This is a genomic window from Dyadobacter sp. CY345, from assembly GCF_021502725.1.
Taxonomy (GTDB): Bacteria; Bacteroidota; Bacteroidia; order Cytophagales; family Spirosomataceae; genus Dyadobacter.
In genome coordinates, this window is the sequence record NZ_JAKFFS010000004.1 from 145,075 (window position 1) to 170,167 (window position 25,093).

At 40.6% G+C, this 25,093-nt stretch carries 23 protein-coding genes; 13 read left to right on the forward strand and 10 right to left on the reverse strand.

Features of this window, described 5'->3' with window-relative positions:
• Positions 1–74 precede the first annotated feature (74 nt).
• Complete coding sequence (locus L0657_RS17840) at positions 75–1,967, reverse strand: pseudouridine synthase (protein WP_235152109.1); 1,893 nt, start codon at positions 1,965–1,967, stop codon at positions 75–77.
• A 272-nt stretch (positions 1,968–2,239) separates the two neighbouring features.
• On the opposite strand from L0657_RS17840, the gene L0657_RS17845 reads away from it, so the two are divergent.
• Positions 2,240–4,189: an acetoacetate--CoA ligase gene (locus tag L0657_RS17845; protein WP_235152110.1), complete on the forward strand. Its 1,950-nt coding sequence runs from the start codon at positions 2,240–2,242 to the stop codon at positions 4,187–4,189.
• A gap of 20 nt (positions 4,190–4,209) precedes the next feature.
• On the opposite strand, the gene L0657_RS17850 is transcribed toward L0657_RS17845, so the two are convergent.
• From L0657_RS17850 to L0657_RS17865, 5 genes are all read right to left on the reverse strand, one after another.
• Entirely contained in the window at positions 4,210–4,839 is a 630-nt protein-coding gene (locus tag L0657_RS17850; RefSeq protein WP_235152111.1) for a hypothetical protein, read from the reverse strand.
• Between the two features lie 126 nt (positions 4,840–4,965).
• Complete coding sequence (locus tag L0657_RS27900) at positions 4,966–5,091, reverse strand: hypothetical protein (RefSeq protein ID WP_255717898.1); 126 nt, start codon at positions 5,089–5,091, stop codon at positions 4,966–4,968.
• A gap of 150 nt (positions 5,092–5,241) precedes the next feature.
• Positions 5,242–5,703, reverse strand: coding sequence for a hypothetical protein (locus tag L0657_RS17855; protein WP_235152112.1), 462 nt, complete (start codon positions 5,701–5,703; stop codon positions 5,242–5,244).
• Positions 5,700–7,142 carry a hypothetical protein gene (locus tag L0657_RS17860; RefSeq protein ID WP_235152113.1) on the reverse strand — a complete coding sequence of 481 codons (1,443 nt, stop codon included), beginning with the start codon at positions 7,140–7,142 and terminating at the stop codon, positions 5,700–5,702. Before L0657_RS17860 ends, L0657_RS17855 begins: the two co-directional genes overlap by 4 nt.
• A 175-nt stretch (positions 7,143–7,317) precedes the next feature.
• The gene (locus L0657_RS17865; RefSeq protein WP_235152114.1) at positions 7,318–7,911 is read right to left on the reverse strand and encodes a Crp/Fnr family transcriptional regulator; all 594 of its coding nucleotides are present in this window, start codon (positions 7,909–7,911) and stop codon (positions 7,318–7,320) included.
• 319 nt (positions 7,912–8,230) lie between these two features.
• Here L0657_RS17865 and L0657_RS17870 point away from each other — a divergent pair, with 319 nt between their 5' ends.
• The 4 genes from L0657_RS17870 (at position 8,231) to L0657_RS17885 (ending at position 12,798) form a co-directional block, all read left to right on the forward strand.
• A complete protein-coding gene (locus L0657_RS17870; protein ID WP_235152115.1) occupies positions 8,231–9,934 on the forward strand; it encodes a S41 family peptidase in 1,704 nt (567 codons plus the stop codon).
• A gap of 73 nt (positions 9,935–10,007) precedes the next feature.
• On the forward strand, positions 10,008–10,760 hold the full coding sequence (locus L0657_RS17875) for an SDR family NAD(P)-dependent oxidoreductase (RefSeq protein ID WP_235152116.1): 753 nt from the start codon (positions 10,008–10,010) through the stop codon (positions 10,758–10,760).
• 104 nt (positions 10,761–10,864) lie between these two features.
• On the forward strand, positions 10,865–11,536 hold the full coding sequence (locus L0657_RS17880; protein ID WP_235152117.1) for a FadR/GntR family transcriptional regulator: 672 nt from the start codon (positions 10,865–10,867) through the stop codon (positions 11,534–11,536).
• A gap of 26 nt (positions 11,537–11,562) precedes the next feature.
• On the forward strand, positions 11,563–12,798 hold the full coding sequence (locus tag L0657_RS17885; RefSeq protein WP_235152118.1) for an MFS transporter: 1,236 nt from the start codon (positions 11,563–11,565) through the stop codon (positions 12,796–12,798).
• A gap of 94 nt (positions 12,799–12,892) precedes the next feature.
• Here L0657_RS17885 and L0657_RS17890 read toward each other — a convergent pair whose 3' ends face one another.
• Genes L0657_RS17890 through L0657_RS17900 form a run of 3 tightly spaced genes read right to left on the reverse strand, consistent with a single transcriptional unit; the run spans position 12,893 to position 17,125 of the window.
• The gene (locus L0657_RS17890) at positions 12,893–13,564 is read right to left on the reverse strand and encodes a peptidoglycan DD-metalloendopeptidase family protein (RefSeq protein ID WP_235152119.1); all 672 of its coding nucleotides are present in this window, start codon (positions 13,562–13,564) and stop codon (positions 12,893–12,895) included.
• A 6-nt stretch (positions 13,565–13,570) separates the two neighbouring features.
• Positions 13,571–16,144: a zinc-dependent metalloprotease gene (locus L0657_RS17895; protein WP_235152120.1), complete on the reverse strand. Its 2,574-nt coding sequence runs from the start codon at positions 16,142–16,144 to the stop codon at positions 13,571–13,573.
• Between the two features lie 45 nt (positions 16,145–16,189).
• The gene (locus tag L0657_RS17900; protein ID WP_235152121.1) at positions 16,190–17,125 is read right to left on the reverse strand and encodes a phosphatase; all 936 of its coding nucleotides are present in this window, start codon (positions 17,123–17,125) and stop codon (positions 16,190–16,192) included.
• Positions 17,126–17,282: 157 nt separating this feature from the next.
• Between L0657_RS17900 and rpsU the strand changes: the two genes are divergently transcribed.
• The 6 genes from rpsU to L0657_RS17930 all read left to right on the forward strand — a co-directional run bounded on the left by rpsU (position 17,283) and on the right by L0657_RS17930 (position 23,132).
• The gene (gene rpsU / locus L0657_RS17905) at positions 17,283–17,477 is read left to right on the forward strand and encodes a 30S ribosomal protein S21 (protein WP_090336895.1); all 195 of its coding nucleotides are present in this window, start codon (positions 17,283–17,285) and stop codon (positions 17,475–17,477) included.
• 114 nt (positions 17,478–17,591) lie between these two features.
• Positions 17,592–18,464, forward strand: a complete 873-nt coding sequence (locus L0657_RS17910) for a tyrosine-type recombinase/integrase (protein ID WP_235152122.1) — start codon at positions 17,592–17,594, stop codon at positions 18,462–18,464.
• Between the two features lie 66 nt (positions 18,465–18,530).
• Positions 18,531–21,116 (forward strand): phosphoenolpyruvate carboxylase, encoded by a 2,586-nt coding sequence (locus tag L0657_RS17915; protein WP_235152123.1) that lies wholly within the window; start codon positions 18,531–18,533, stop codon positions 21,114–21,116.
• A gap of 263 nt (positions 21,117–21,379) precedes the next feature.
• The gene (locus tag L0657_RS17920; protein ID WP_235152124.1) at positions 21,380–21,814 is read left to right on the forward strand and encodes a MarR family winged helix-turn-helix transcriptional regulator; all 435 of its coding nucleotides are present in this window, start codon (positions 21,380–21,382) and stop codon (positions 21,812–21,814) included.
• A gap of 164 nt (positions 21,815–21,978) precedes the next feature.
• Positions 21,979–22,716 carry an SIMPL domain-containing protein gene (locus L0657_RS17925; protein WP_235152125.1) on the forward strand — a complete coding sequence of 246 codons (738 nt, stop codon included), beginning with the start codon at positions 21,979–21,981 and terminating at the stop codon, positions 22,714–22,716.
• Between the two features lie 77 nt (positions 22,717–22,793).
• A complete protein-coding gene (locus L0657_RS17930) occupies positions 22,794–23,132 on the forward strand; it encodes a YtxH domain-containing protein (protein ID WP_235152126.1) in 339 nt (112 codons plus the stop codon).
• A gap of 50 nt (positions 23,133–23,182) precedes the next feature.
• On the opposite strand, the gene nudK is transcribed toward L0657_RS17930, so the two are convergent.
• The gene (nudK, locus tag L0657_RS17935; protein ID WP_235152128.1) at positions 23,183–23,764 is read right to left on the reverse strand and encodes a GDP-mannose pyrophosphatase NudK; all 582 of its coding nucleotides are present in this window, start codon (positions 23,762–23,764) and stop codon (positions 23,183–23,185) included.
• A gap of 58 nt (positions 23,765–23,822) precedes the next feature.
• Here nudK and L0657_RS17940 point away from each other — a divergent pair, with 58 nt between their 5' ends.
• Together L0657_RS17940 and L0657_RS17945 are read left to right on the forward strand one after the other, a co-directional pair.
• Positions 23,823–24,578 (forward strand): DeoR/GlpR family DNA-binding transcription regulator, encoded by a 756-nt coding sequence (locus L0657_RS17940; RefSeq protein WP_235152129.1) that lies wholly within the window; start codon positions 23,823–23,825, stop codon positions 24,576–24,578.
• A gap of 11 nt (positions 24,579–24,589) precedes the next feature.
• Complete coding sequence (locus L0657_RS17945; RefSeq protein ID WP_235152130.1) at positions 24,590–25,093, forward strand: cupin domain-containing protein; 504 nt, start codon at positions 24,590–24,592, stop codon at positions 25,091–25,093.

Here is a 25,093-nt window from a genome sequence, read left to right on the forward strand (position 1 = left end):
TATAAAAAATGGTCCCGGAAAATTAATTTTCCGGGACCATTTTTTATATTTTATGTTGAAGATTGCTTGAATTATTAAAGCATAAACTTCAATCTAACTACTTCTTTTTCACTTAGGAAACGCCATTTTCCGCGAGGTAAATCTTTCTTATCTAATCCGGCAAAAACGGTACGATCCAGTTTTTGTACTTCATAACCAAGGTGTTCGAACATACGACGCACGATGCGGTTTTTTCCGCTGTGAATTTCCAGTCCGACAACCATAGCATCCGCAGTAACGATTCCCAATTCATCAGGTTTCACAAAACCATCTTCCAGTTCTAATCCTGCCTGAAGTTGTTCGAAATCCTCTGTTGTGATTGGTTTGTCAAGTTCAGCCTGATAAATTTTCTTGATTCCGTTTGAAGGGTGCGTCAGCTTTTCAGCCAGTTCGCCATCATTTGTCATCAAAAGTAATCCTGTTGTATTTCTATCCAAACGACCTACCGGATAAATACGCTCAAAACAAGCTCCTTTGATTAAATCCAAAACTGTTTTACGTTCCTCCGGATCGTCAGTTGTGGTGATGTAATCTTTTGGTTTGTTAATAAGCACATAAACAAGTTTTTCACGGCTTAATGCTTTCTTACCCAACTTGACTATGTCAGATGGTTCAACTTTGTGACCCATTTCCGTAACAACTTTTCCATTTACAGAAATTTGTCCGGATGCGATCAAGTCATCTGCTTCGCGACGGGAACAAATACCCGCGTTGGCAATATATCGGTTCAAACGCATTTCAGAACTTTCCTGCTTTCTTTTTGCGCCTGGTTTTTTATCGTAACCACTTAAATTATAACGTGGTGCAGTTTCAAATCTACCAACACGGCGGTTGGCTGCTTCTTCAATTGCACGCTGCTCTGTTGAAGGATCGGCATTAACTACCTCTTCGAAATCACTTTTTTTTTTAAAAGCCGGTTTTTCGTGTCTTCCGTTTGAAGGAGTAGGTTTGAAAGAACGTGGCGCATCGCTGCTTCTTTCTGAACGAGGTTTGTCGAAGCTTCTTCCTTCTCCTCTTGGAGCAAATTCACCTCTTGGCTTAAAGCCACGGGAATCTCCGTCACGGTCAGAAGTACGTGGTTTATCAAAAGAAGGTCTGTCCTGACCTGATCTTTCTGATCTCTCAAAACGTGGTTTATCAAAACCAGGCTTATCAAAACTTCTTCCTTCTGATCTTTCTCTTGGTGCAAATTCACCTCTTGATCTATCCTGACCGGGTCTAAATTCACGGGAATCTCCGTCACGGTCCGAAGAACGTGGTTTGTCGAAAGAAGCTCTTTCAGGTCTTTCTGATCTCTCAAAACGAGGCTTATCAAATCCTGGCTTATCAAAACTTCTGCCTTCTGATCTTTCTCTTGGTCTGTCCTGACCGGGAGCAAACTCACCTCTTGGCTTAAAGCCGCGGGAATCACCATCACGGTCTGACGAACGTGGTTTATCAAAAGATGGTCTTTCAGGTCTGTCTGATCTTTCAAAACGCGGCTTATCAAAACTTCTACCTTCTGATCTTTCTCTTGGTCTGTCCTGACCGGGAGCAAATTCACCTCTTGGCTTGAAACCGCGGGAATCGCCATCACGATCTGACGAACGTGGTTTGTCATATGCAGGTCTGTCCTGACCGCCTCTGTCAAAACGTGGCTTATCGAAGCCCGGTTTAGAAAAACCCGGTTTGCCAAAATTTGGTTTGTCGTAACGTGGACGTTCTGAGTCGAAGCGAGGTTTGTCGCCGCTTGGTCTGTCGCTATAAGATCTTGATGATTCAGCACTTGGGCTGGCTACTCTAAGACTGGATTTTTTAATACTTGGCTTGCTGAAGCGGCTTTCTGCTTCCGGGCGTTTTTTACCAAATGGGCGGCCTGAGGCATCACCACTTCTTCCTGGAGCGCGCGAAGAGATCGCATCACTCGATTTTGTTATTCTTTTTCTCATTAGGAATGCAGTATCACTACTGGATTTTTTTTCCTCTCTACAAACTTGTCGTTACTTCGGTTAGTGTGCTGATGACCGTTGTCATAACAGAATCCACTAAAACGCATTTACAAACGTATCTGATGTTCAGAGTACTATGTGTTATATATGTTTTGAATTGCAAAGATACACAAATTTTTATAAGTAAATATTTTCGTTTCTTTTATCCGAAAAGTGTCATTACGACGTTACTAATGATCGTTACCCGATATTCATTAAATTTTGCATGTCCTATGCCAACGAATACTCAGTTACAACCACTTTGGAAACCAGGCAAAAAATTAACGGAACAGTCCAATCTCAAGAAATACATGGATTGGCTTTTCGTAAAAAAAGGACTTTATTTTCGTGGATATCATGATTTATGGGAATGGTCGGTGACAGATCTGGAAGATTTCTGGGAAAGTCTCTGGCAATATTTTCATATCAAATCGCACGACATTTATCTGGAAGTTTTGCGCAGGCCAAAAAAGGGAATGATTGGTACACAATGGTTTAGAAGATCAAGTCTTAATTATGCCGAACACATTTTCAGAAATAAAACAAAGGATCATCCCGCCATACTTTTTCAATCTGAAACACAAGGATTAACAAAAATTTCCTGGGAAGAGCTTGAATTGCAGGTGGCAGCTGTTTCAACATGGCTCCGTCAGCGGGGCGTTCGGCCGGGAGACAGGGTAGCGGCAGTTTTGCCTAATATACCTCAGGCGGTTACAGCATTTTTGGCTGTTAATGCAATCGGCGCGGTCTGGTCCAGCTGCTCACCAGATTTTGGCAAAGCAGGCATTGTAGAACGGCTCTCCCAAATTGAACCCAAAGTATTATTTGTTACCGACGGATATCATTACAACGGAAAAACCTTCGACACTACGGCGACAACCATGGAGCTTGGATCTTCTTTGCCGTCCGTAAAAGATATTGTCATGATTTCCAACATTGATTCCGGGTCAAAACCAGAAGGGGTCAGATCCTGGGAAGATATTTTGCACTTACCCAATTTTGGAATTGATTTTGAAGCCGTTCCCTTTGAGCATCCGATCTGGGTTTTATATTCTTCCGGAACTACGGGGAAACCGAAAGCGATCACGCATAGTGTTGGTGGCTGTTTACTGGAACATTTGAAGGTATTAGCAATTCACCAAAACGTAAAACCCGGCGACCGCTATTTCTGGTATTCAACTACCGGCTGGATGATGTGGAACTTCGCTTTGGGCTCCATGTTGTGCGGAGCAACGCTGGTGCTGTATGATGGTTCCCCCGCATTTCCAGGTACCCAGGTATTATGGACATTAGCAGAACGTGCGAAAATCACACATTTTGGAAGCGGTGCAGCTTATTTTATCAATTGTATGAAAAGCGGCACGACTGTTCCTGTTGAGAAACTTTCTTATCTGGAAACCATCGGGTCAACAGGCTCTCCGCTTCCGTCAGATGTTTATGAATGGATTTATCAGCATGTGAAAAAAGAAGTATGGCTAATTTCGTTAAGCGGCGGAACGGATATTTGCAGTGCTTTTGTCGGTGGAAATCCGATGGAACCCGTTTATCGGGGAGAAATTCAGAGCCGTGCTTTGGGTGCCAAAGTTGAAGCTTTTGATGAAAACGGGAATTCCGTTATTGAAGAACTGGGAGAAATGGTGATAACCCAACCGATGCCTTCCATGCCGATTTATTTTTGGAATGATGAAGATAATGAGCGTTATGAAAGCAGCTATTTTGAAACCTATCCAAACGTCTGGCGTCACGGCGACTGGATCAAAATTACTTCCAGAGGTTCTGTAATTATTTACGGAAGATCAGACGCAACCTTAAACCGTGACGGAATCCGGATCGGAACTTCGGAAGTTTACAGTGCGGTTGAAAGTCTCCCCGAAATTAAGGATAGTCTGGTTGTTTATCTGGAAAAGGAAGATGGAGGCGGATTTATGCCTTTGTTTGTTGTTTTGGAAGAAAATAAAAAATTAACCGAAACATTAAAAGAGGAAATCAAGCATGCATTAAGAACGCAATACAGTCCGCGCCATGTACCAGATACCATCGAAGCGGTTGCCGCCATTCCCTATACGATCAATGGAAAAAAGATGGAAGCACCGGTTAAGAAAATACTGATGGGAATGGATCCCGCAAAAGCGGTCAGTAGGGACACGATGCGGAATCCGGAGGCTTTGGATGGCTTTGTTTGAAAGTTTATTTTCCAAATGTGTTAATTAAATCGTTTCCCAACCGATAAAGACAAGTTCGTTAATACATCACCATTCGTATCAGCCTGGAAATTTGCAGTAGCACCCAGGAATAAAGATTTTCCAATGGAATAGTTATAAAATAATTCTGGGGATACTCCAACTGCGTAAGTCTTTTGTGGCGAGGTGTTTATAATATATGTTGCCGGATAAGGAATACCAGTTGTTTGTGGATCAAAAACAATAAATAATTGGTCAAAATAAGATGAAGATTGATAACGCAAAATACCATCAATTTTCAAACCTAACTCGTTTCTTTTTGTCTTTATAAAACTATATCCAAGGCCAACAGAAGTCTGAATTCCCCCGGCAGTATATCGAAAAGAATGATCCAGAACCGTACCATCGGATTGTGTAGTGCTATTACGAAATGAACCATCATGAATAGATGCTCCAACCGAAATAGACCAGACTAGTTTTTTTCTAAAATATTTACCGTAGGTAATTTTCTGCGAAATTCCTTTCATATCTCCTGTTCCATGTGTGCTGCGTCCTGCGGTTAGACTTGCGTATTTAGTAAACTGATTTTGGTTGGTTTGTGCATGTGATGTGTGAGACAGACAGAGGATAATTATCAAGTATAATATTTTCATAAAATAATGTGTGTTAAAATCGTCTTCCAATCGTAAATGACAATTGAGGAAAAATAGTATCTCCATTCATATCCAGCTGTAAACCAGTTACTAATCCAACAATTATTTTTTGCTTAATGGTGTAACTTACATCCCAAGTTTTCCTCTTCCGATGTTGATTTTTAACGGTCTGGATGGCAATTTTAACCCGTATTGAGCCAGTGACTCTTTGAAAGAAAGCAACAGAATCAGTAGTAATAGTTTTTTAAACATTGTGATAAGTTTGTTAAGTAATGAAATTCAATATCTGTCTTCAACTGATATTGCGACTGGCAGTTGAGGTGAATTATATATTGATCTCAATTAAACATTAGATCAAGAATTATAATATGAGCTGATTCCTGATCTAATGTTTACATAATATCAAATCGTAGCTTCAGATATTGCTTCTACTTGCCATGACTTTTCTTGTTTTGGTTTCATTTTTATTTTAAACCAGTGACCCGTCGCACGAAAAATTAAACCCAACTCTATTGTCTTATCCTGATTCAGTTTGAATTCGCTGATTTCGATAAATGGTAAGGGCTTAAATATATTTTTGTGAAGGGAATCGGGAAGCTTATCTATAACTTCGCATTGTTTCCCATTGATCGAAAATTTGGCCTTATCAGGAATGTAGGCTGATTTGATAATTTTAATAGGAGCTATGTAATAATTTGGATTGAATTTTTGTGTCTCGAAAACATATTCAATACCTGTTTCTATCACAAGAACACTATCAATTTTAGTACTTTCCGTATTGTAAGACGAGCATGATGTCGTTGCTGTTACGAATAATCCTACAACCATTATTTTCCAAATAATGACTTTCTTAACGATTTTCATTTTTGATAAAATCTATATGAATAATTAGCTGCATTTGACGCATTTATGACCAAGCCAAACGACATAATTTCAAACCCGTCACCATATTCGTAATCCTTATCTAAATTGTTTGCAGCCCTTGCCTGATGAACAAATTCGTGTAATACAGTGACAGCTAACAGGAAGGAAGTAGCCTCTTTTGTGCTTGTTAAATTTGCTTGTTCGAGACCTCTTACCCAACTTGCATCAATAAAAAATGCATTTGGATTTTCTGCTTTACTATAATATCCAAATTTGCCAGTCATGTCCTTTATAATTATTAGGGGCCCGCTGCCAAATTGAACTTTTTCTAATATCTGATTTTCTGAAAAGCCAGACCATTGTTTTAGTGAATTCATCACCTTGGTATCGTTTTGTACAAAAGAATGAAGATTCTTTACCATATCGGTAAACCTTGGATAAGCTGCCTGGTCAGCATTAGACATAGTGAATCGACCTATATTCGAATTCAAACTAAAATTATTGATTACAGTAACCGGCGTCAAAGTTGTACCACAAGGTAATGCCTGATTCGGCCCAACCGAGGTTCCGGGAGCAATATTGGGATTACAAGTTGGACTATAATTTCCTCCAATACTTGTGCCTCCACCGCCATTCCCGCTTCCTGTAGAATTACCTCCTTCACTTCCTTCCGATCCACTGGGAGGAATAACGGGCTCAGATATTAGAGTATATTTCACGCAAACATAAGGGGCACAAATTTCGCACATATCACAGTTGCTTTTGTCCGAACATGTACAAGTTGCATTTGATCGCATATTCATACATTGGGTGAAGGTGGTGACATTAGTTCTGGCATTCTTTTCATCTGAGTCGTCAAAATCAGATACACTAAAAGCCTCTGACGTTCCATCTGCCTTATATTTAAACATTTTAATATAATCTCCAGCCCAACTTCTGACAAGCACATTACCAGTATAAATATTTCTGTTTCCATAAAGCCATGATGAATCCGGAAGCAGGGTAATCCATTCAGTATTAATAGATTTCTTACGATCTTTATACATCATTAAATAATTTAACTGGTCATATGGTACGTAAGCTCGCGTTTTTTTATCGACAACCAAACTTAATCCATCAAATTTCATTGGTACAATCACAGCTTCGCCGAACGATATATTTTTGTAAGCCGCTTTATCCCATTTCACAATTTTATTTCTTAATTCACCTTCAATACCGTGTTTGTGTCTCTTCTCTCTGCTAGTGGTTGAAAGAATGTTTGTGTTAAAATAAGCTTTCGCTTCTTCAATAGATACTACTGTCAGGGAGTCGTTAATTTTCTTCGAAAAACCCTCGTCGCTTATGATATCATTTTTTTCTTGCTGACATCCAGAAATAAGTAGCATTGTTAAACAAGATAAGAATGATAACTGACTGATTAAGTTGACAAATTTTTTCATAATTTTACTTTGGTTTAGTTGTGGAAACGATTAAACTATTGCAAAGTCACCTGATGCCTATGGGGACCAACCGAAGGGGCGAAGGTGGCTTTGCTTATTGTAAACGTAAAGCTGAAAAACCAATCTGTCAATAGTAAAAAAGCTTTTCCAACATATGTTGATTTATGTAGCTACATCAATTTTTCACTAAGTTGTTGTAATCTTTGCGGGCAAATTCTCTTCGAATTCGAGAAAGGTGGGTAGGTGTAATTCCCAGATAACTGGCGATGTGATTCATCTTAACTCGATTGGCAATATGCCGGTGTGTTTCTATAAAATCTTCATAACGTTTGTAAGCTGTCTGCATGTGAGAACCATAAAGACGTTTTTCTGATATATGCAGATAACTCTGAAGAAGATGAAAGGCTGGTTGATAAAGCTCAGGGAATTCTTCCATTAAGGTTTGGTAATCTTCTCTGGTTATTTGATAAAGAATAACTGGTGTACAAGTTTCAATATATTCGGGTGAAGGATTACCAATCAAAAAACTCTCTGTCGAAAAAATCGGACTTCCCTCCGCAGCAAACCAGTTTGTCCATTGCATTTCCAGCGACTGATAATAACAGCGAACAACGCCTTCTTTTACAAAGTATAAATGATGTTGGTATTGGCCGGGCGAAAGAATCGTTTCAGATTCTGCTAACTTTTTGACGGTAATCTTTGAAAGAAGTGCTTTACTGGCAGATGGACTTGCAAAGCTTTGCAGGTCGTAGTTGAAAAGTTTTAACATCTCGGTATGAGTAGTAAGTGTGGGAGTTTTTATTCAGAAGATTTTCATACCGTTACGTAAAAGTATTTAATTAAAAACGACAAATAGTCACTACAAACCGCCTATTTTAATCAAATATCGCATATACTGTCTACGTTTATTCACCAAAAAAACGTACAACTTTTTTCAATTCAGAGAAGCGGAATAATCCTTTTTGAGATACCCCATTCTTTCTGTATATTTAAAACCAGCACAAGGTTTTAGGTTAGCCGTTCGTTGTAGGTTATGCGTTTTTGCCTAAATAAAAATTTTAACTTTACTGATTAAAAGTAATTTATAAATGAGTCACGAAAATCCGGAAAAGCCCGTCAGCAATTCAAAATCTGTCATCCGTTTACCCATTATTATCAGCATCACGCTGGCTGCCGGTATGTTGCTGGGCAGTACTTTTTTTAGCGGAGGCAAAAAGCTGACCGATGTGGCAAAGGGATATGCCAAATTCCGTGAAGTTTTGCTTCTGGTAGAAAATAATTATGTCGATTCTGTCAACACGGAAGAGCTCGTTGATTATTCAATTTCCAAAATGCTGGAAAAACTTGACCCGCATACAGCCTATTTTAATACAGAAGAAGCAACTGCGGCCAGGTCGCAACTTGATTCAGGATTTGACGGTATCGGCGTTGAGTTTAATATTTATAACGACACGGTGTACGTCGTAACACCGCTAAGTGGTGGACCATCAGAAGCTGTTGGAATTCAAAGCGGCGACAGGATTCTTAAAGTAAACAAGGAAGTGCTTTCTGCACCCGGGGTTACCAACGGGCAGGTTTACAAACTACTTCGTGGAAAGCGTGGAACGAAAGTTACCCTGACTATTGAGCGCCTTGGATTGAAGGATAACATGAATTTTGAGGTCGTCCGCAATCGGATTCCTACCTATTCGGTTGATGCAGCATATATGGTCGATAAGGAAATTGGTTATATCAAAGTCAGCCGTTTTTCTGAAACTACTTTTGATGAATTTAAATCCGCGTTGAGTACGTTGAAGGCTGATGGCTTGAAAAAATTAGTGCTGGATCTTCGCGGAAATCCGGGAGGTTATATGGAACGGGCGACCAGCATTGCTGATGAATTTATTTCCGGAGATAAACTTTTGGTTTATACGGAAGGGAAAGATAGTCGTTTCGACAGAAAAACCCGTTCGCATGTTGAGGGTGGTTTTGAGCAAGGAGCGCTTGTCGTGCTGGTGGATGAAGGAAGTGCTTCTGCCTCTGAAATTTTGGCTGGTGCCTTGCAGGATCATGATCGCGCGCTGGTAGTCGGCCGTCGTTCTTATGGCAAAGGGCTGGTTCAAATGCCGATCAAACTTTCGGATGGAGCAGAGTTGCGTCTGACGATTTCCAGATATTTTACGCCAAGCGGCCGTAGTATCCAGAAGCCGTATGAGATGGGGAAAGGTGAAGACTATAACCAGGATCTGACACATCGTTATGACAGCGGCGAATTCTTCAATGCGGACAGTATTAAATTTGATAAAACAAAAGCCTATAAAACGGACGGCGGAAGAACCGTTTATGGTGGCGGCGGTATTATGCCGGACGTTTTTGTCCCGCGCGATACGCTGATGAACAGTAAATATCTGTTTGAGCTGTATGCTAAAAATATCATCCGGGAATATGCTTTGCGTTACGCAAACGACAATTCAAAACGACTGGAAAAACAGACATTTGATGAATATCTGAAAACATTTGAAGTTTCAGATGCCATGATCTCGGAGCTGGTTAAAGATGCAACAAGGTCGGGAATTAAACTGAATGAAAAGGAATTAAATCGTTCAAAACCAATTGTTCAGTCACAGACCAAGGCGATAATTGGCCGTTATGTTTGGGGAAGAAAGCATAAGAATGGCCTGAATAATGAAGTTTATGAAGTGCTGAATCCAATGGATAATGTTTATCAGAACGCTTTAAAACTTTTTGGTAAGGCTTCCGAACTGGAACAGGGGAATTTCAGCAGTTTGAATACCAAGAAAATTAATAAATAGTAAGTTTCCGGGTTTCCCAAAACGGTTTTAGAAAGTTTGTTTGCGGAAACTGGAAATATAAATAGAGTTAATAATGTCTCGTATTGCGTTAATAACCGGAGCAACGTCCGGCATAGGAAAAGCCACAGCAGAAGCATTTGCGGATGCGGGAATTGATCTGATACTTTGTGGACGACGCCAGGAAAAACTGGAAAGTTTAGTTGCAGAATTATCAGATAAAGTGAAGGTCACCACGTTGCTTTTTGACGTACGAAACAAAAAAGCAGTGTTAGATGCCGTCGCTTCCCTTCCTGAGGAATGGAAAAATATTGATATCCTGGTCAATAATGCAGGTAACGCGCATGGACTCGGTACTTTGGATGAAGGAGATACCGAAGACTGGGATTCCATGATTGATGGAAATGTTAAAGGCCTGCTGTATGTATCAAAAGCAATAATTCCCACCCTGATAGCAAACGGAAAAGGCCATATTGTGAATATCAGCTCGGTTGCCGGTAAACAAACTTACATCAACGGCGCCGTTTACTGTGCTTCAAAAGCAGCGGTAGAAGTGCTGAGCGAAGGGATGCGTCTGGAATTAACGCAGCATGGAATAAAAGTTACCAATGTTGCTCCTGGTGCTGTGGAAACCGAATTTTCTCTGGTGCGTTTCAAAGGCGATGAGGAAAAGGCGGAAAAAGTTTATCAGGGTTTTGATCCTTTGCAGGCGAGTGATATTGCCGATATGATTTTATATGCCGTCAAAGCACCAGCAAGAGTAACAATCGCTGATGTAACAATTCTCGCTGCGGCGCAATCTGCTGCCACTACGATTTATCGAAAATAATAATCTTGTTCGAATATTAATTGCTCTTCAAATCCAATTGGGTCTTGAAGAGCATTTTCTTTTGTACAATAAAAAAAAATTGTACTTTTGAAACATCAGATGATATGATGAATAGAGAAAACATAATAAAAAGGATGAGTCTGGCAGATGATGTGGCCAGCAGATTACAGCAGAAAATCTCCAAAGGAGAGTTTGCTGTCGGAACAAAACTACCTGCTGAACCGGAATTGATGGTCGTTTTCGGCGTGGGCAGATCTACCGTCAGAGAAGCGGTCAGGAATCTTTCCAATGCAGGTTTGGTCAGAGTGCAGCAAGGGTTAGGAACTTTCGTTGAAAAGCAGCAGGTCGACTCAGAATCTATGTCCGAACGCTTTTTTAGAGCAAAAGGGCGTGAATTAAATGAAATCCGGCAACTTTTCGAATTAAAAGTAGCTGAAAAAGCAGCCTTGCACCGGACGGAAAAAGACATTTCAGAAATGAAAAAATTTCTGACAAAGCGCAGGGAAATGGCTGCTGCTAATATTCCCGAAGCCTGTATCGAAGCAGATATCAACTTTCACCTCAGCATTGCAAAAGCATCGCAAAGCGAGATACTCCTTGATTTATACAAAACCGTCGCGAAGAATCTGAAAGAATATTTTTTAGAACTGTTTATCGATACTGAAAGTTTTGTTCAAACGCAGATATTACATGAAGAACTTCTGCAAAGTATCGTCGATCAAAATCCACAAAAGGCTTGGGAATGTGCTGCCAAAATAACCGGCCAACCTGTTTAACATCAGTTCCAGAATAAAAATAAATTATGAAAACGATTGAAGAAAATCCATCCGGTGCTTATGAGGTGCCTGCGGTCAGTGCGGAACAAGCTGTATTTCCAATTTTATTGGCATTGAGTTTTTCACACCTTTTGAATGATACTTTGCAATCTCTTATTCCATCCATTTACCCGATGGTCAAGGATTCTTTCCATTTGACTTTCTCACAAATTGGATTAATAACCTTTACTTTTCAATTGAGTGCTTCTGTTTTTCAGCCGTTGGTTGGCTTATATACCGATAAAAAACCACAGCCTTTTGCGCTCGCAATCGGGATGTGTTTTACCATGATTGGGTTAATTTCACTTTCCATGGCACCGAGTTTTGAAATTATTCTGGTGTCTGTCGCTCTGATTGGTATTGGCTCTGCGGTTTTTCATCCGGAAGCTTCACGTATCGCTCGCATGGCCTCTGGCGGAAGACACGGAATGGCGCAGTCACTTTTTCAGGTTGGCGGTAATGCAGGAAGCTCGCTTGGGCCATTGTTAGCTGCTCTGATCATTTTACCATTCGGACGTTTTCAGATCATCTGGTTTTCCCTGGTTGCTCTGATTGCCATCATTATTTTGTCAAAAGTAGGAGGGTGGTATAAGAAGAATATGCATTTAAACCGCAAGAAATCGGGAGCAGCCTCGGGAAATGATCAGGCTTTAAATCTTTCAAAAAGTAAAGTCGCTTTTTCTATTGGTATCCTTTTGCTGCTGATATTCTCAAAATATATTTACATGGCAAGCCTGACAAGTTATTATACTTTTTACCTCATTGACAAATTTGGCGTTTCAGTACAAAGCTCTCAAATACATTTATTTATATTCTTGTTTTCTGTCGCAGTCGGTACGTTTGTTGGCGGGCCTGTCGGTGATAAAATCGGAAGAAAATATGTCATCTGGATTTCTATTCTTGGCGTAGCGCCGTTCGCTATGTTGTTACCTTATTGCAACCTTTTCTGGACTGGCGCATTGACCGTCATTATCGGTCTTGTGTTGTCATCCGCGTTTTCTGCAATCCTGGTTTATGCTCAGGAATTAATTCCTGGTAAAGTTGGGATGGTTGCAGGTCTGTTTTTCGGATTCGCCTTCGGAATAGCAGGAATAGGCTCGGCTATTTTGGGAAGATTGGCAGACAGTACCAGTATTGAATATGTTTTTTGGGTATGTTCCTTTCTTCCTTTGATCGGATTATTGACAGGATTCTTGCCGAATTTGGAGCGGAAAAAAGTTTAGTTTTTAAACGTCGCGTTCAATGGAGTAATAAAAAGGAGTTTTGCAGAGAGGTTTGATTTTTCTGCAAAACTCCTTTTACTTTCCAATACTTTGCCTAACCATTAACTCTCAAAATTAAATCCGGGTCCGGGCATATCGACAAATAATATTCTCTCTCCGCGATGCTGCTGACGCCGGGAAAGTCGCCTTTTTTGTCGCCCATATCGCTGATTATTTGGAAGTGAAGGTGCGGCGGCCAATCGCCGTTTTCAGGAAATGTGCCGATTTTTGCGATTTGCTCTCCTGCTGTTATCAGTTTCCCCTCATGTAAATTTTCCAGCGACTTTAAGGCAAGATGACCGTATAAAGTGTAAAACGGAACATGGTCCAGTTCGTGTTTTAAAATAATGGTAGGACCATAGTCGCCAAAATAATTGTTGAATGCAAAGCTATGCACTTCCCCGGCCAACGGCGCATATACCGGTTCGCCGGCTGCTGCCCAAATATCAACGCCAAGATGAATACTTCTTTCATTTTCCTGATTCGTAAAGTGCTCTCTTTGCCGGTAAATTACCCGATTTTCGTCGTAGCCGCCAATGCCAACGTACTGATTTTGGGATAACATTTCTTCAAAAACATATTTAGAAAATACAGAAATTTCTCTCAAATCACGGCTCAATAAATCACTGTTCTTCTCAGAAAAATCAAGTTTTCGAAATGGCTTTTCGCTCGAAATAGCTTTTTCGAAATGTGGATGAGTTTGTAGGATGTCTGATAATGATTTCATTGACAATTATTTAGGGTCAAGAGCCAAAGTAATTCTTTTCAAAACATCCTTTAAATGATAACTGGTAATTTTGTCTTTCTGCAACGGTAGCACGTTTTGAATTGTGGTTTTCAAAATTTCTAAATGCCCCCGTGCAATAGATGGCAAATCCGTTTTGTCGAGCTCAACGACCCGGATCGAAGAAGCATAAACAGACCCGGCTGGAATGGACTGAACATTGGCCTTTCCCGGTTTTAACAAGTCGATCATTTTTTCTGCGTAAACCTTTTGCAGGTTTCTCTGATAGATATCAAGTGGCTGGCCGTTTTTAACTCCGGCCCAGATCGTATTTTCCAGATCTGTAAAAAGTTCGTCTACGGAATAAAATTTCGATGATAGACCAGTTTCCATTAATCTTACCGCTCTGTCTCCTGCAAACAAGGAAGTGAGGGCATATTCCTGCAACGATTTTATTGCCTCAACACCCGTTTCAGGTTTTATCTTGCTCAGAATATTTTGGTCAAGCAGCCAGGTAGGCGTTGTGAAAAGTTGGGTGTCAAGAAATCTGACAGCCTCCTTTTGTATATTTTTCGGGACTGCGGTAAAACCAATATCTTCCATATCATAAGTGCCCGGGGTTTCGTAGATGCCTCCAATATTTTTGACAACATGCCCCAGATAACGACGATATTGTGTGATTACATTGCCATAAAGCTCGTCCAGTTCCTTATAACTTTCGCCATCTTCCCGGCTCCATTTTATCAGATTTGGTAAGATTTTTTGCAGATTTTTGATACCATATGCTGACGCCTTCATTGCATTATCTCCTAAATCCTCGGTCTGATATCTTGGGTCATAAGGGCTGTTTTCTGTACCATAACGCAATCTGGTATTTTTATAAGCTTCTTTCGTCCACACATTTAAGGCCGCTTTTTCTTCCTTCGCACTTTTATCAGGAAAATAACTGTAACCCCATTTTATCGCCCACTTATCATAATCCCCTATTTTGGGAAAGAGCGTAGTAACGCTATCCTCAGGCTGTGCCACATAGTTGAAACGCGCATAATCCATAATCGAAGACGTATGTCCATTTTGTTCAACCCAGGTTTTGTCGCGTAGTTTTTCGACAGGCGTGGCAGAGCTCGCACCCATATTGTGCCTTAATCCTAGCGTATGGCCAACTTCATGCGACGAAACAAATCGAACAAGCTGACCCATCAGTTTATCGTCAAATGTCTTTGTGCGGGCCGCCGGGTCCACAGCCGCAGCCTGAATCATATACCAGTTTCGGAGCAGTCTCATCACATTATGATACCAGCTGATATGACTTTCCAGGATCTCACCGCTCCGGGGATCATGTACATTAGGCCCTGACGCATTTTGAACATCCGAAGCCAAATACCGGATAACCGAAAAACGAGCATCTTCCAGGCTCATCGTCGTATCTTTTTCCGGCCAGTATTCGCCCCGGATTGCATTTTTCCAACCTGCTTCTTCAAAGGCTACCTGCCAGTCGTCAATACCGGCTTTTAAAAATTTCCGCCATTTTTCCGGAGTTGCCGGGTCTATATAGAAAACTATTGGTTTTTTGGGTTCAATAAGTTCTCCGTTTAATTGCTTTTTTAGATCCTCAGCATTTTTAGGCTCTAATCTCCATCGCACGGCAAAAATTTCGTAGTCTGATTTCTGAGATTCTTCCCCAAAGACAGCATATTGGTTAGCAAAATAACCTACACGGTTATCGAAAATACGTTTTTTCATGGGCACTTTGGGAAGTAAAACCAGGGAGGTATTTAATTCCATTGTTACCACGCCGGCGTCATATCCGGAAGGATAATATTGTCCCACGCCGGGTGCCGGAGTAGCGCTCAGCGTGGGAGCTACAACGGCAAACGTCTTAATTGTACGTATCTCTGTATTTTCTGCATAAGAATTGATCTTCTCAATAAAAGAAGATTCTTTTTTAATTGCAGCCAGTTTGTGATTCTGTTTAAGAATTGGAGAAAGGGAAAAAGTCTGGTTATCTGCATTAAAAAAATCCGTGACGTCAATTACTGATGATTTGCTGGATTCTTCCTTTTTCTGTGCTTTTATATCAAAAACGCCAATAATCGGATCCGAGTTTGAGTTTTTTACCGCCTGGGATATTGGTTTTGTACTATCAGGACTCGCCATGACAACCGTCACTGATCTTAGCAAAAGGTTATTGTCCAAACCTTTTTCCCAACGAATCATTTGTCTTTTTACTTCCTGTCCACCATATACATTTCCACCCGCCGCAGCTTTTGCATAACGGGTCACGGCCATGAGGTCTCTGTTGAGTAACGTGTCGGGGATTTCAAAATACCACTTCTCAGACATTTTGTGAACGGAGATCATTCCTTTCTGACTGACCGCAGAATCATCTATAAAATCTTTAAAATCCTTCGGTGATTTTTTCTTATCGTCTTTCAGTTTGTCTTTAACTGCGTCTGCAACGGCGTCAACTGCCTTATCGACTTTTTTCTGGTCTTCCTTTTTATCTTTTTTCTTCTGTGCCTGTGCAAAAGAGAAAGTGGTTAAGATGAGGGAAATGAAGAGAAGAAGTTTTTTAAATTTCATGAAGTTTGAGAAAGTGTTTTTATTAATTACATGTTATCTGAAATTTCAGCGTTCAAGCAATTTCGCCAGAACGCCTTCTTTTAAAGCATAATTTGAAACCTGAATCTGTGAAATCTTATGCGTTTTCAATACATAATCGACAAGGCATACTGCAACGACGATCATGTCTACGCGAAGGGCGATCATGCCTGGAATAGCCATTCGCTCATCATGATTTCCGGAAAGAATTAAAGCATAAGTTCGGTAAAATTCTTCTGGTGACAGGGCGAAATCAGTCTGCGTTTTTGGAGGCCATTCGCCAGTTCGATGCTGATAGTCAATATCAACCAGTGTGTCAAACGTTCCAGAAGAGCCGACAAGTTTCACCGGCGCATATTGATGCACTGCGTTGGCAAGGGGAATTAAATTTTCATCAAAATAATTGTATAAACGCTTCTTTTCGCTTTCAGAAATGGGATCGTTTTTCATGAATTTTTCCATCAGACGTTGTCCGCCGATCTCGAAACTTTGCTTCCAGAATATCTGCTTTTCATTGCCGATTATAAACTCTACACTGCCCCCGCCAATGTCCATAATGAGCGAAGGCTCTTTTCCTAAATTTACTCCCGTCCGGACACCGTTGTAAATATATTCTGCCTCCTGATTTCCATCAATAACCGTTATTTTGATACCGGTTTCGTTCAGAATTTTCGTACAAAAACTATCCTGATTTTCTGCATTTCTTATTGCGCTGGTCCCAAAAGCAAAAGTATTTTCTTTTGAAACTTCGAAAACATCAAGCTGTGCCCTGAAAATACGAAGGACCTTTAATGCCCGTTGTGTCGCTTCGTCTGTGATCAGTTTTTTGTTGATTCCACCAAGTCCGATCTGTGTTGGCTGACTTTTATGGAAAAGCGTAGTGATATTTTCACCATTTTTTTCAACAATAAGCAGATGAAAAGTATTCGTTCCTAAATCAATAATACCCAATCGGGAGCTCATAGGCGGTAGTTAATGGGTTAATCCCTTCATTATAATAGACGTGGTGCAAAAATAACCTAATTTTTAATGACTTATTTCTTGATTTTCTGTTTAATAAGTCTTTTCTTTGCAGTCCAATTTCAGAAAACCAGTTCAAAGAACATTATATCTTATAAGCATGCTTATTATTAACATTAAAGACAACGAATCGATCGATCGCGCATTGAAGCGTTACAAAAAGAAATTTGAAAGAACTGGCACAATGCGTCAGCTTCGCTCTCGTACCGCATTCGAAAAGCCTTCTGTAAAACGTCGTTTCGAAGTTTTGCGTGCGGTATACAAAGAAAAAACTTACGGTCACCTGGAAGACTAGTTCTTTTGAATTGTTTTTCTGTTGAAAAGTAGGGTGGGATAACTATATCCCTTGCAATAACATTAAGGAAAGGGTTATCTTGTATAAGATGGCCCTTTTTTGTACGTTAGGGGCATGATAGAGCCATTTTTGGAATACCTTAAATTTGAAAAACGGTCCAGCGAACATACGGTAATATCTTACCGAACTGACCTGGACCAGTTTAGAAAATATTTGCTGTTTCAATACGAACTGGACAAGCCGGAAACTGCAAGCTCGGTAATGCTTCGATCCTGGATTGTCAGTTTGATGGAAGAGAAATTAAATCCCACATCGATCAATCGCAAAATGGCTTCTTTGCGATCTTATTATAGTTTTCTCCGTCGACGAAAGTTTATTACAAAAGATCCCTCCGGAATCTTGACGTCCATGAAAATGCGCCGGAAACTGCCTGCCTTTGTGGACGAAAAGGCCATGGAATCACTTTTTGATTCAGAGGGATTTACGGATGATTTTACAGGCTGCCGCGACCGTGTCATTATGGAGCTGTTATATGGAACCGGTATCCGTCTTTCTGAATTAATTGATCTTGAACTAAAAAACCTTGAACTCGAAGCGCGCATCATCCGGGTGACCGGGAAGCGGGGCAAGGAGCGCCTGATACCAATTTCGAGCCTGCTTGTCGATTTTTTGAAACAATATCTTATTTACAGATCCCCCGAAGAGCCGACCCAGGCGCTCATTTTAACAGACGCGGGCAAACCTGCTTATCCGGTTTTTATACAGCGAACCGTTAAAAAATACCTTTCCGAAGTTACCACTTTACAGCAGAAAAGTCCTCACGTTTTAAGGCATACTTACGCGACACATTTGCTGAATCGCGGCGCCGATCTGAATGCGATCAAAGAATTGCTGGGTCATGCAAATCTGGCTGCTACTCAGATTTACACACATAATTCCATAGAAAAACTTAAAAAAACACACCAACAAGCCCATCCAAAGGCCTGATACCGATTTTTTCAGGTATATTTGTTCTACATTGCCGGTCTCAAAATAAAATTTTGTCACGCTATTATGAATAACAGTTTCCAGGACGTAGTTGTAACTAAGTACAATATTTTCAATAGCCTATTTCTGAGTTTGCCGTATCGCGGTATCTTCCAGACAGGCTCGTTGCTTCCGTTATTAACGCAGCATAGTGAAGTTGGATTTCAGGAAGGAAAATCGCCGAAGCAGATTATTGAGCTGTTTTTTGAAGAATTGTTGGTCACCGCCACGGCGAAAGAACGTACAGATCTCCTTTTTGCTTTCATTCAATATATTGAAAGGCAGGTCGTTTTGTTCGATTCAGTGGAAGATGCAGCTTTCGATCAGACGCATGAACTGAATGGCAAAGGATCTGTGACGTATCTGACAGATCGCCTGGACAATGAATCCTTAAAGCAAAAACTTCTGAATAAACTGGAAGATTTCAGTGTAAGGATTGTGTTAACAGCGCATCCGACACAGTTTTATTCTGGTAAGGTATTGGGTATTATCAACGATCTTGAAGATTCAATCAAGGTTAATGATTTTACAGAGGTGAACCAGTTGTTGCTGCAATTAGGAAAAACTGCCTTCATTAATCATGAAAAACCTACTCCCTTTGATGAGGCGGTAAGTTTGTGCTGGTTCCTTGAAAATGTATATTATGATGCCATTCCGGCGATTCTTGTCAAACTGATCAACGGTCTGGGCATGAGCGTTCATGACTGGCCGTATCCAAATGTTTTCCGTCTGGGCTTCTGGCCCGGAGGTGACCGTGACGGTAATCCGTTCGTCAACGCTGATACGACCATACAAGTTGCGGACCGTTTGCGTGAAACATTGTTGCGCAGTTATTATCGTGACATCCGTAATTTGAAACGTCGCCTAACATTTAAAGGTGTTGAGGATACGATTTCTGTTGCTGAGCGTAAGATGAACAGCACGATTTTTGGGCCGACCGAAGAAGGATATAACAACGCTCAGGAATTAATTGATGAACTTTTGCTTGCGCGGGTCGTGCTCGTAGATAAGCATCAGGGATTATTTGTTGAGCTTCTTGACAATTTTATTCTGAAATTAAATCTGTTCGGATTCTTCTTCGCAAGTCTTGATGTCCGTCAGGATAGCCGCAAACACGGTAAAGCCTGGGAAGATATTCTGAAAAGACTTGAAAAGAAAATTCCATTACTGAAATACAGCGATTACGAAAATTGGGAAGAAAGCAAACAAATCGATTTGCTTTTGTCCTTGAATATTCCGTTGCGTGTTGAAGATTATGAAGATGAGCTGACCAAAGATATTCTTGGTTCGATAAAAGCGATCAAGACAATTCAGGGGATTAATGGCGAACAAGGTGCTCACCGTTACGTGATCAGCAATAATACTTCGGCGCTGAATGTGATGCAGGTGGTAGCTTTGGCAAAAAATCTGATCGCAGACGAAAGTGGATACTTGCCGCTTGACGTTGTTCCGTTGTTCGAAACGGTCGACGATTTAGCGAATGCGCCCGAAATTATGCGGACGCTTTATACCAACGAATACTATAAAAATCATTTGTCGAAACGTGAAAACCACCAGACTATTATGGTTGGTTTTTCTGATGGAACAAAAGATGGCGGATACTTGCGGGCTAACTGGTCCATTTATCGGGCTAAGGAAGAGTTGACAAAAGTATCCAGAGAGTTTGGAATTAAGGTTACGTTTTTTGATGGCCGTGGAGGTCCTCCGGCACGTGGTGGCGGAAACAACCATAACTTCTATTCATCTCTTGGAAAAGATATTGAAGACAAAGAAATCCAGCTGACAGTTCAAGGGCAGACAATCAGTTCGAATTATGGAACGGTGACGACAGCTATGTACAACCTGGAAAGACTTTTCACGGCGGGGCTGGAAAATCACCTTTTCAGAGGCGATAGAAAAGAAGAGGAACTGAGTCCGGAGGATAAGGAATTATTGGAAGAAATGGCGACTGCCGCTTACAATTCTTACCTTGATCTGAAAAACCATCCGATGTTTGTAAAATATCTGGATAAGAAAACGCCGCTTCGTTTTTATGGTCAAACCAATATCGGAAGCCGTCCAACCAAACGTGGAAATGACGATGAAGGTTTGAAATTCGAAGATTTGCGTGCCATTCCGTTTGTGGGTTCATGGGCGCAAATGAAGCAAAATGTACCAGGTTTTTATGGATTTGGTACCGCAATCCAGGAACTTTCGAAAAATGGTAAAAAGGAGGAAATAAAGGATCTGTATAAGAAATCATTATTCTTCCGTACGTTGATCGAAAACTCGATGCAGTCACTTTCAAAGGCATTTTTCCCTGCGACCAAATATCTCCGTGATGAGGAAGATTATAAGGAATTCTGGGATAAAATGTACGCAGAATTTAAATTGACGCTGGATTCTCTGCTTGAAGTGTCGGAGCAGAAAGAACTTCTTGATAGTAATAACGTAACGAAAGTCTCAATCAAAATCCGTGAGCGTATTGTATTGCCATTGATCACCATTCAGCAGTATGCGTTGCAAATGCTGGCGGAAGATCCAAAAACTTTGCCGGTTGACGTTGAAACATACAATCAGCTAATTATGCGCGCAATGTTTGGAATCATTAATGCAGCCAGAAATTCAGCTTAGTATTTCAAGAAAATAGATTCAAAAATCAAAAGCCAGGCAAAACGAAAAGTTGCCTGGTTTTTTTTGTATAAGATAGTTTTGAAAAGACACTTCGGTTGAAAATTTTAATGTATAATGGAGAAATGTTTGAATGAATTTTCAGCCATTTGATAGAAAGACTAAAATTTCTGTAATATTTGCCCTTCAATTATTAGTAGACGAATAATTGGGTTGCCTTCTGTTAGTAAATAAATAATTCGTATTGGACATATACCAGCATTGTTATGACGCATCATTCCGACCACCGCGCCTACTTCTTTAAGATTGACACCACAATCAAAAAAATCCGTAACGCTTTGCAGAAACAATTGATCGAAGCAGGTTTTGATCTGACGGTTGATCAATGGGTTCTAATTGACCATATTTATCGCGAGCAGGGTATCAGCCAGAATGGTTTGGCTGAACTTACCTTCAAGGATCCGCCGACAGTCACCAGGATTATTGATTTATTAGAAAAAAAAGGACTCGTTGAACGCGGGTTGGCGGCAGGCGACCGAAGAAAATTCAATCTTTTCCTGACAGAAAAAGGACAGAAAACTTATAACGAAGCTTTTCCAATTGTTGCCGAGATCCGAAGAAAAGGGTGGGGAGATCTGGATGAAGCAGATTATCAGCATTTTATACGCATTATGGATTCCATATATGCCAATTTTACTTAGTGGGAACTGTTAACAAGTGTGAATTACTATCAGCAAGATTAAACTTTACACAAATCCCTTCATCTAAACATCGTGTTTGCAATATGGATTTTGTCACAGCGTTTATCACAAACTTTATGCAAAAGCGATTTTTTAATTTTTAAACATTCATTTTTTACCAGGCCATGAAAAAAGTCATTCTTTTAAGTTCGTTTTTAATGGGAGCCATTTTATTCCCTTCATTTTCACAAACCGCCACTGTGTCAGTAACACCGCCAACCAGAAAAATTGAAGTAGCAGGTTTTGCAGAACTGGAAGTAGTTCCGGACGAAATTTATTTTAGCGTTTCATTAAGGGAATATTTCAATGATGAGAAAAACCAAAAGGATAAAGTGAATATCACAACTTTGGAAAAACAGCTGATCAAAGCGGTAGCAGACGCTGGATTACCGAAAGAAGCTTTGTCGATTAGTGGTTTGGGTGGCTATCAGAACTATACTGAGAAAAAGAAAAAACCTGCCACTTTCCTTGAAGCCAAACAGTATGAGCTGAAAGTGGATCGTGCAGATAAACTTGACGTAATCTTGTCAAAAGTGGAAAGCCGTGGTGTGCAGTATGCTAATGTTGCCCGCGTTGACCATTCTAAGAAAGAAGAATTCAAGAAACAGGTTAAGATTAATGCGCTAAAATCGGCCAAGGACAAGGCGACTTATTTGCTCGAAGCCGTTGACCAGAAATTAGGGCAGGTTTTAGAGATCAGAGAAGTAGAAGACAATATCAATTATCCTCAGCCGATGTATGCGAAGGCAGCTATGCGCGTAATGGGTGGGATGGAATCTGCTGATATGGTGCAAGATAGCAGTGTTGAGTACCAGAAAATAAAACTAAGCTATCGTATGCAGGCTGCTTTTGAGATTAAGTAAGGTGGAATAATATTTGTTAATCAGTTAGTTGCTTATTTATTGTATATTCACTTATCAATAACGAACCACTTAAAACGATGAGCATCAACGCAAAACACCTGGCTACTTTTATTCTCGGCGCAGCAGCCGGAGTAGCAGCCCATAAGTATCTTCAGACTGAAGAAGGGGAAAAACTTCTGGAAGATCTGAAAACCAAAGCCAGCGATCTGAAAGCAGAAGCCGAAGGAGCGGTGGATAAAGCTCCTGAATATTTTCAGGAATTGAAGACAAAAGGATCAGAGGCGATAAAATCCAATTTTCCGGATGCAGAAAAATTCCTGAAAGATCTGATTGATAAATTTGCGGGTACTACGGATACAGCGCATACAACAACAGAAACGGGTGATGTTGCGGGTGTAACGCCAGCAGCGCAGTAATAAAATTGAAAGTCAAAAAAGACAGAAGAGAATTTTCTCTTCTGTCTTTTTTATGATACCAGGTTATGGATCTGCGCGTATTGCAGAAGCATTATTGTTTTTCCATCCTTGATTTCGCCTGAACTTATCATTTGAATAGCCTGATTGAAAGGAATTTCCATCACCTCGATATTCTCCTGTTCAGTCTCGCAGCCTCCGCCGTCGCCTACTTTCATATCAGCAGAATATTCCGCTACAAAGAAATAAAGTATTTCAGTAACGGATCCCGGCGACATATAGGCTTCAAAAATCTTCTTAACCGATTTAAGTTTATAACCGGTTTCTTCCTCAGTTTCTCTTTTGATGCAATCTTCTGCATTATCTTTATCGAGCAATCCGGCACATGCTTCGATCAGCATTCCGGTTTGGTTTCCGTTGGTATATGTTGGCAAGCGAAATTGTCTTGTCAGAATGACCGTCTGTTTTTCTTTATTGTACAACAAAATGGTAGCACCGTTTCCGCGGTCATAGGCTTCCCGCGACTGACGTTCCCAGCTTCCGTCAGCAAGCTGGTAGTCAAAGGTGAATTTTCTCAGTGTATACCAGTTGTCTGACAGGATTTCTTCGGAAACAAGATTGACTTTTTCATTCATGGCTAATTGATCGTTTTTGATTTAAAATGATTATATTTGATCAAATGTACAAAAACTTATGAATTTTCAAAAGAGAAAAAATATTATCTTAAATATTCTTGAAGAGCGGGGAGAGGTGACTGTGAAAGAACTGGCTGATGAACTGGCTATTTCAGAAATTACCGTACGCCGCGACCTTACAGTCCTCACGGCTGACGGATTAGTATATCGAACGCATGGAGGTATCATGAAAGTCGAGCTGACGAAAACACCTTTTCATTTTGCAAACAAGGCGGCGATCAATGTGGAGGATAAGGATAATATCTGCCGGTTGGCGGCCAAAGAAATTCAGGAAGGAGATATTATTTTCATGGATTGCGGGAGTACTGTTTTCAGGTTATGCCAGTTTATCCGAAACAAAAAAATCCATGTGATCACCAATTCCCTTCCGATTGTTTATGAGCTTATGAATTCGTCAGTAAAAATTAATCTGGTTGGCGGCGAAATCGATCCTGAGCGGCAGGCCGTGCATGGACGAATCGCAGAAGAACATATCAGCCGTTACAAAGCCGATCGCGCCTTTATTGGTGTTGATGGTATTTCCGTGGAAAATGGTTTGAGTGCTTTCAGTGAAATTGAGGCAGGAATTACGCTGGCAATGTTTGCAAATTCTGCTATTTCTTACTTGCTCTGCGATGTTTCCAAGGTGGGGAAAGATAAGTATTTTCAGTTCGCGCCTTTAGATTCGCTGGACGTGATGATAACAAACAAGAAAACTGAGGAAACCGGACTTATTGAAAAAGCAGGTATCAAAGTAATTACTTTTGAAAACTAAATCTTTAAACTATGAAAAAGGCAAGCTACTGGGTAGAGAAATATAACCTGGCTCCACATCCTGAGGGAGGTTTTTTTGCCGAAACATACCGGTCATTTGAGAACATTCCACAGACCGCTTTGCCAGCAGGTTTTACGGGTGACCGATCATTTTCAACCGGAATATATTTTCTGTTAGAGAAGAATAATTTTTCGGCATTTCACAAAATAAAGTCTGATGAGATGTGGCATTTTTATCAGGGCGAAGCGCTGGAGATTTTTGTGATTTATCCGGTTTCAGGAAAATTGGATATTATCCGGCTTGGCGATGATCCTGACAAAGATGAAACATTTCAGGCGGTTGTTCCGGCCAATACCTGGTTTGCATCCCGGCCGGCATCAGGAAGTAAATATGCACTGGTTGGCTGCACGGTTGCTCCTGGATTTAATTTTGAAGATTTTGAAATGGCTGAGCGGGAAAAATTACGGGCCAGTTTTCCACAGCATGAAAAGCTGATCGAAGAACTGACCCGTTAG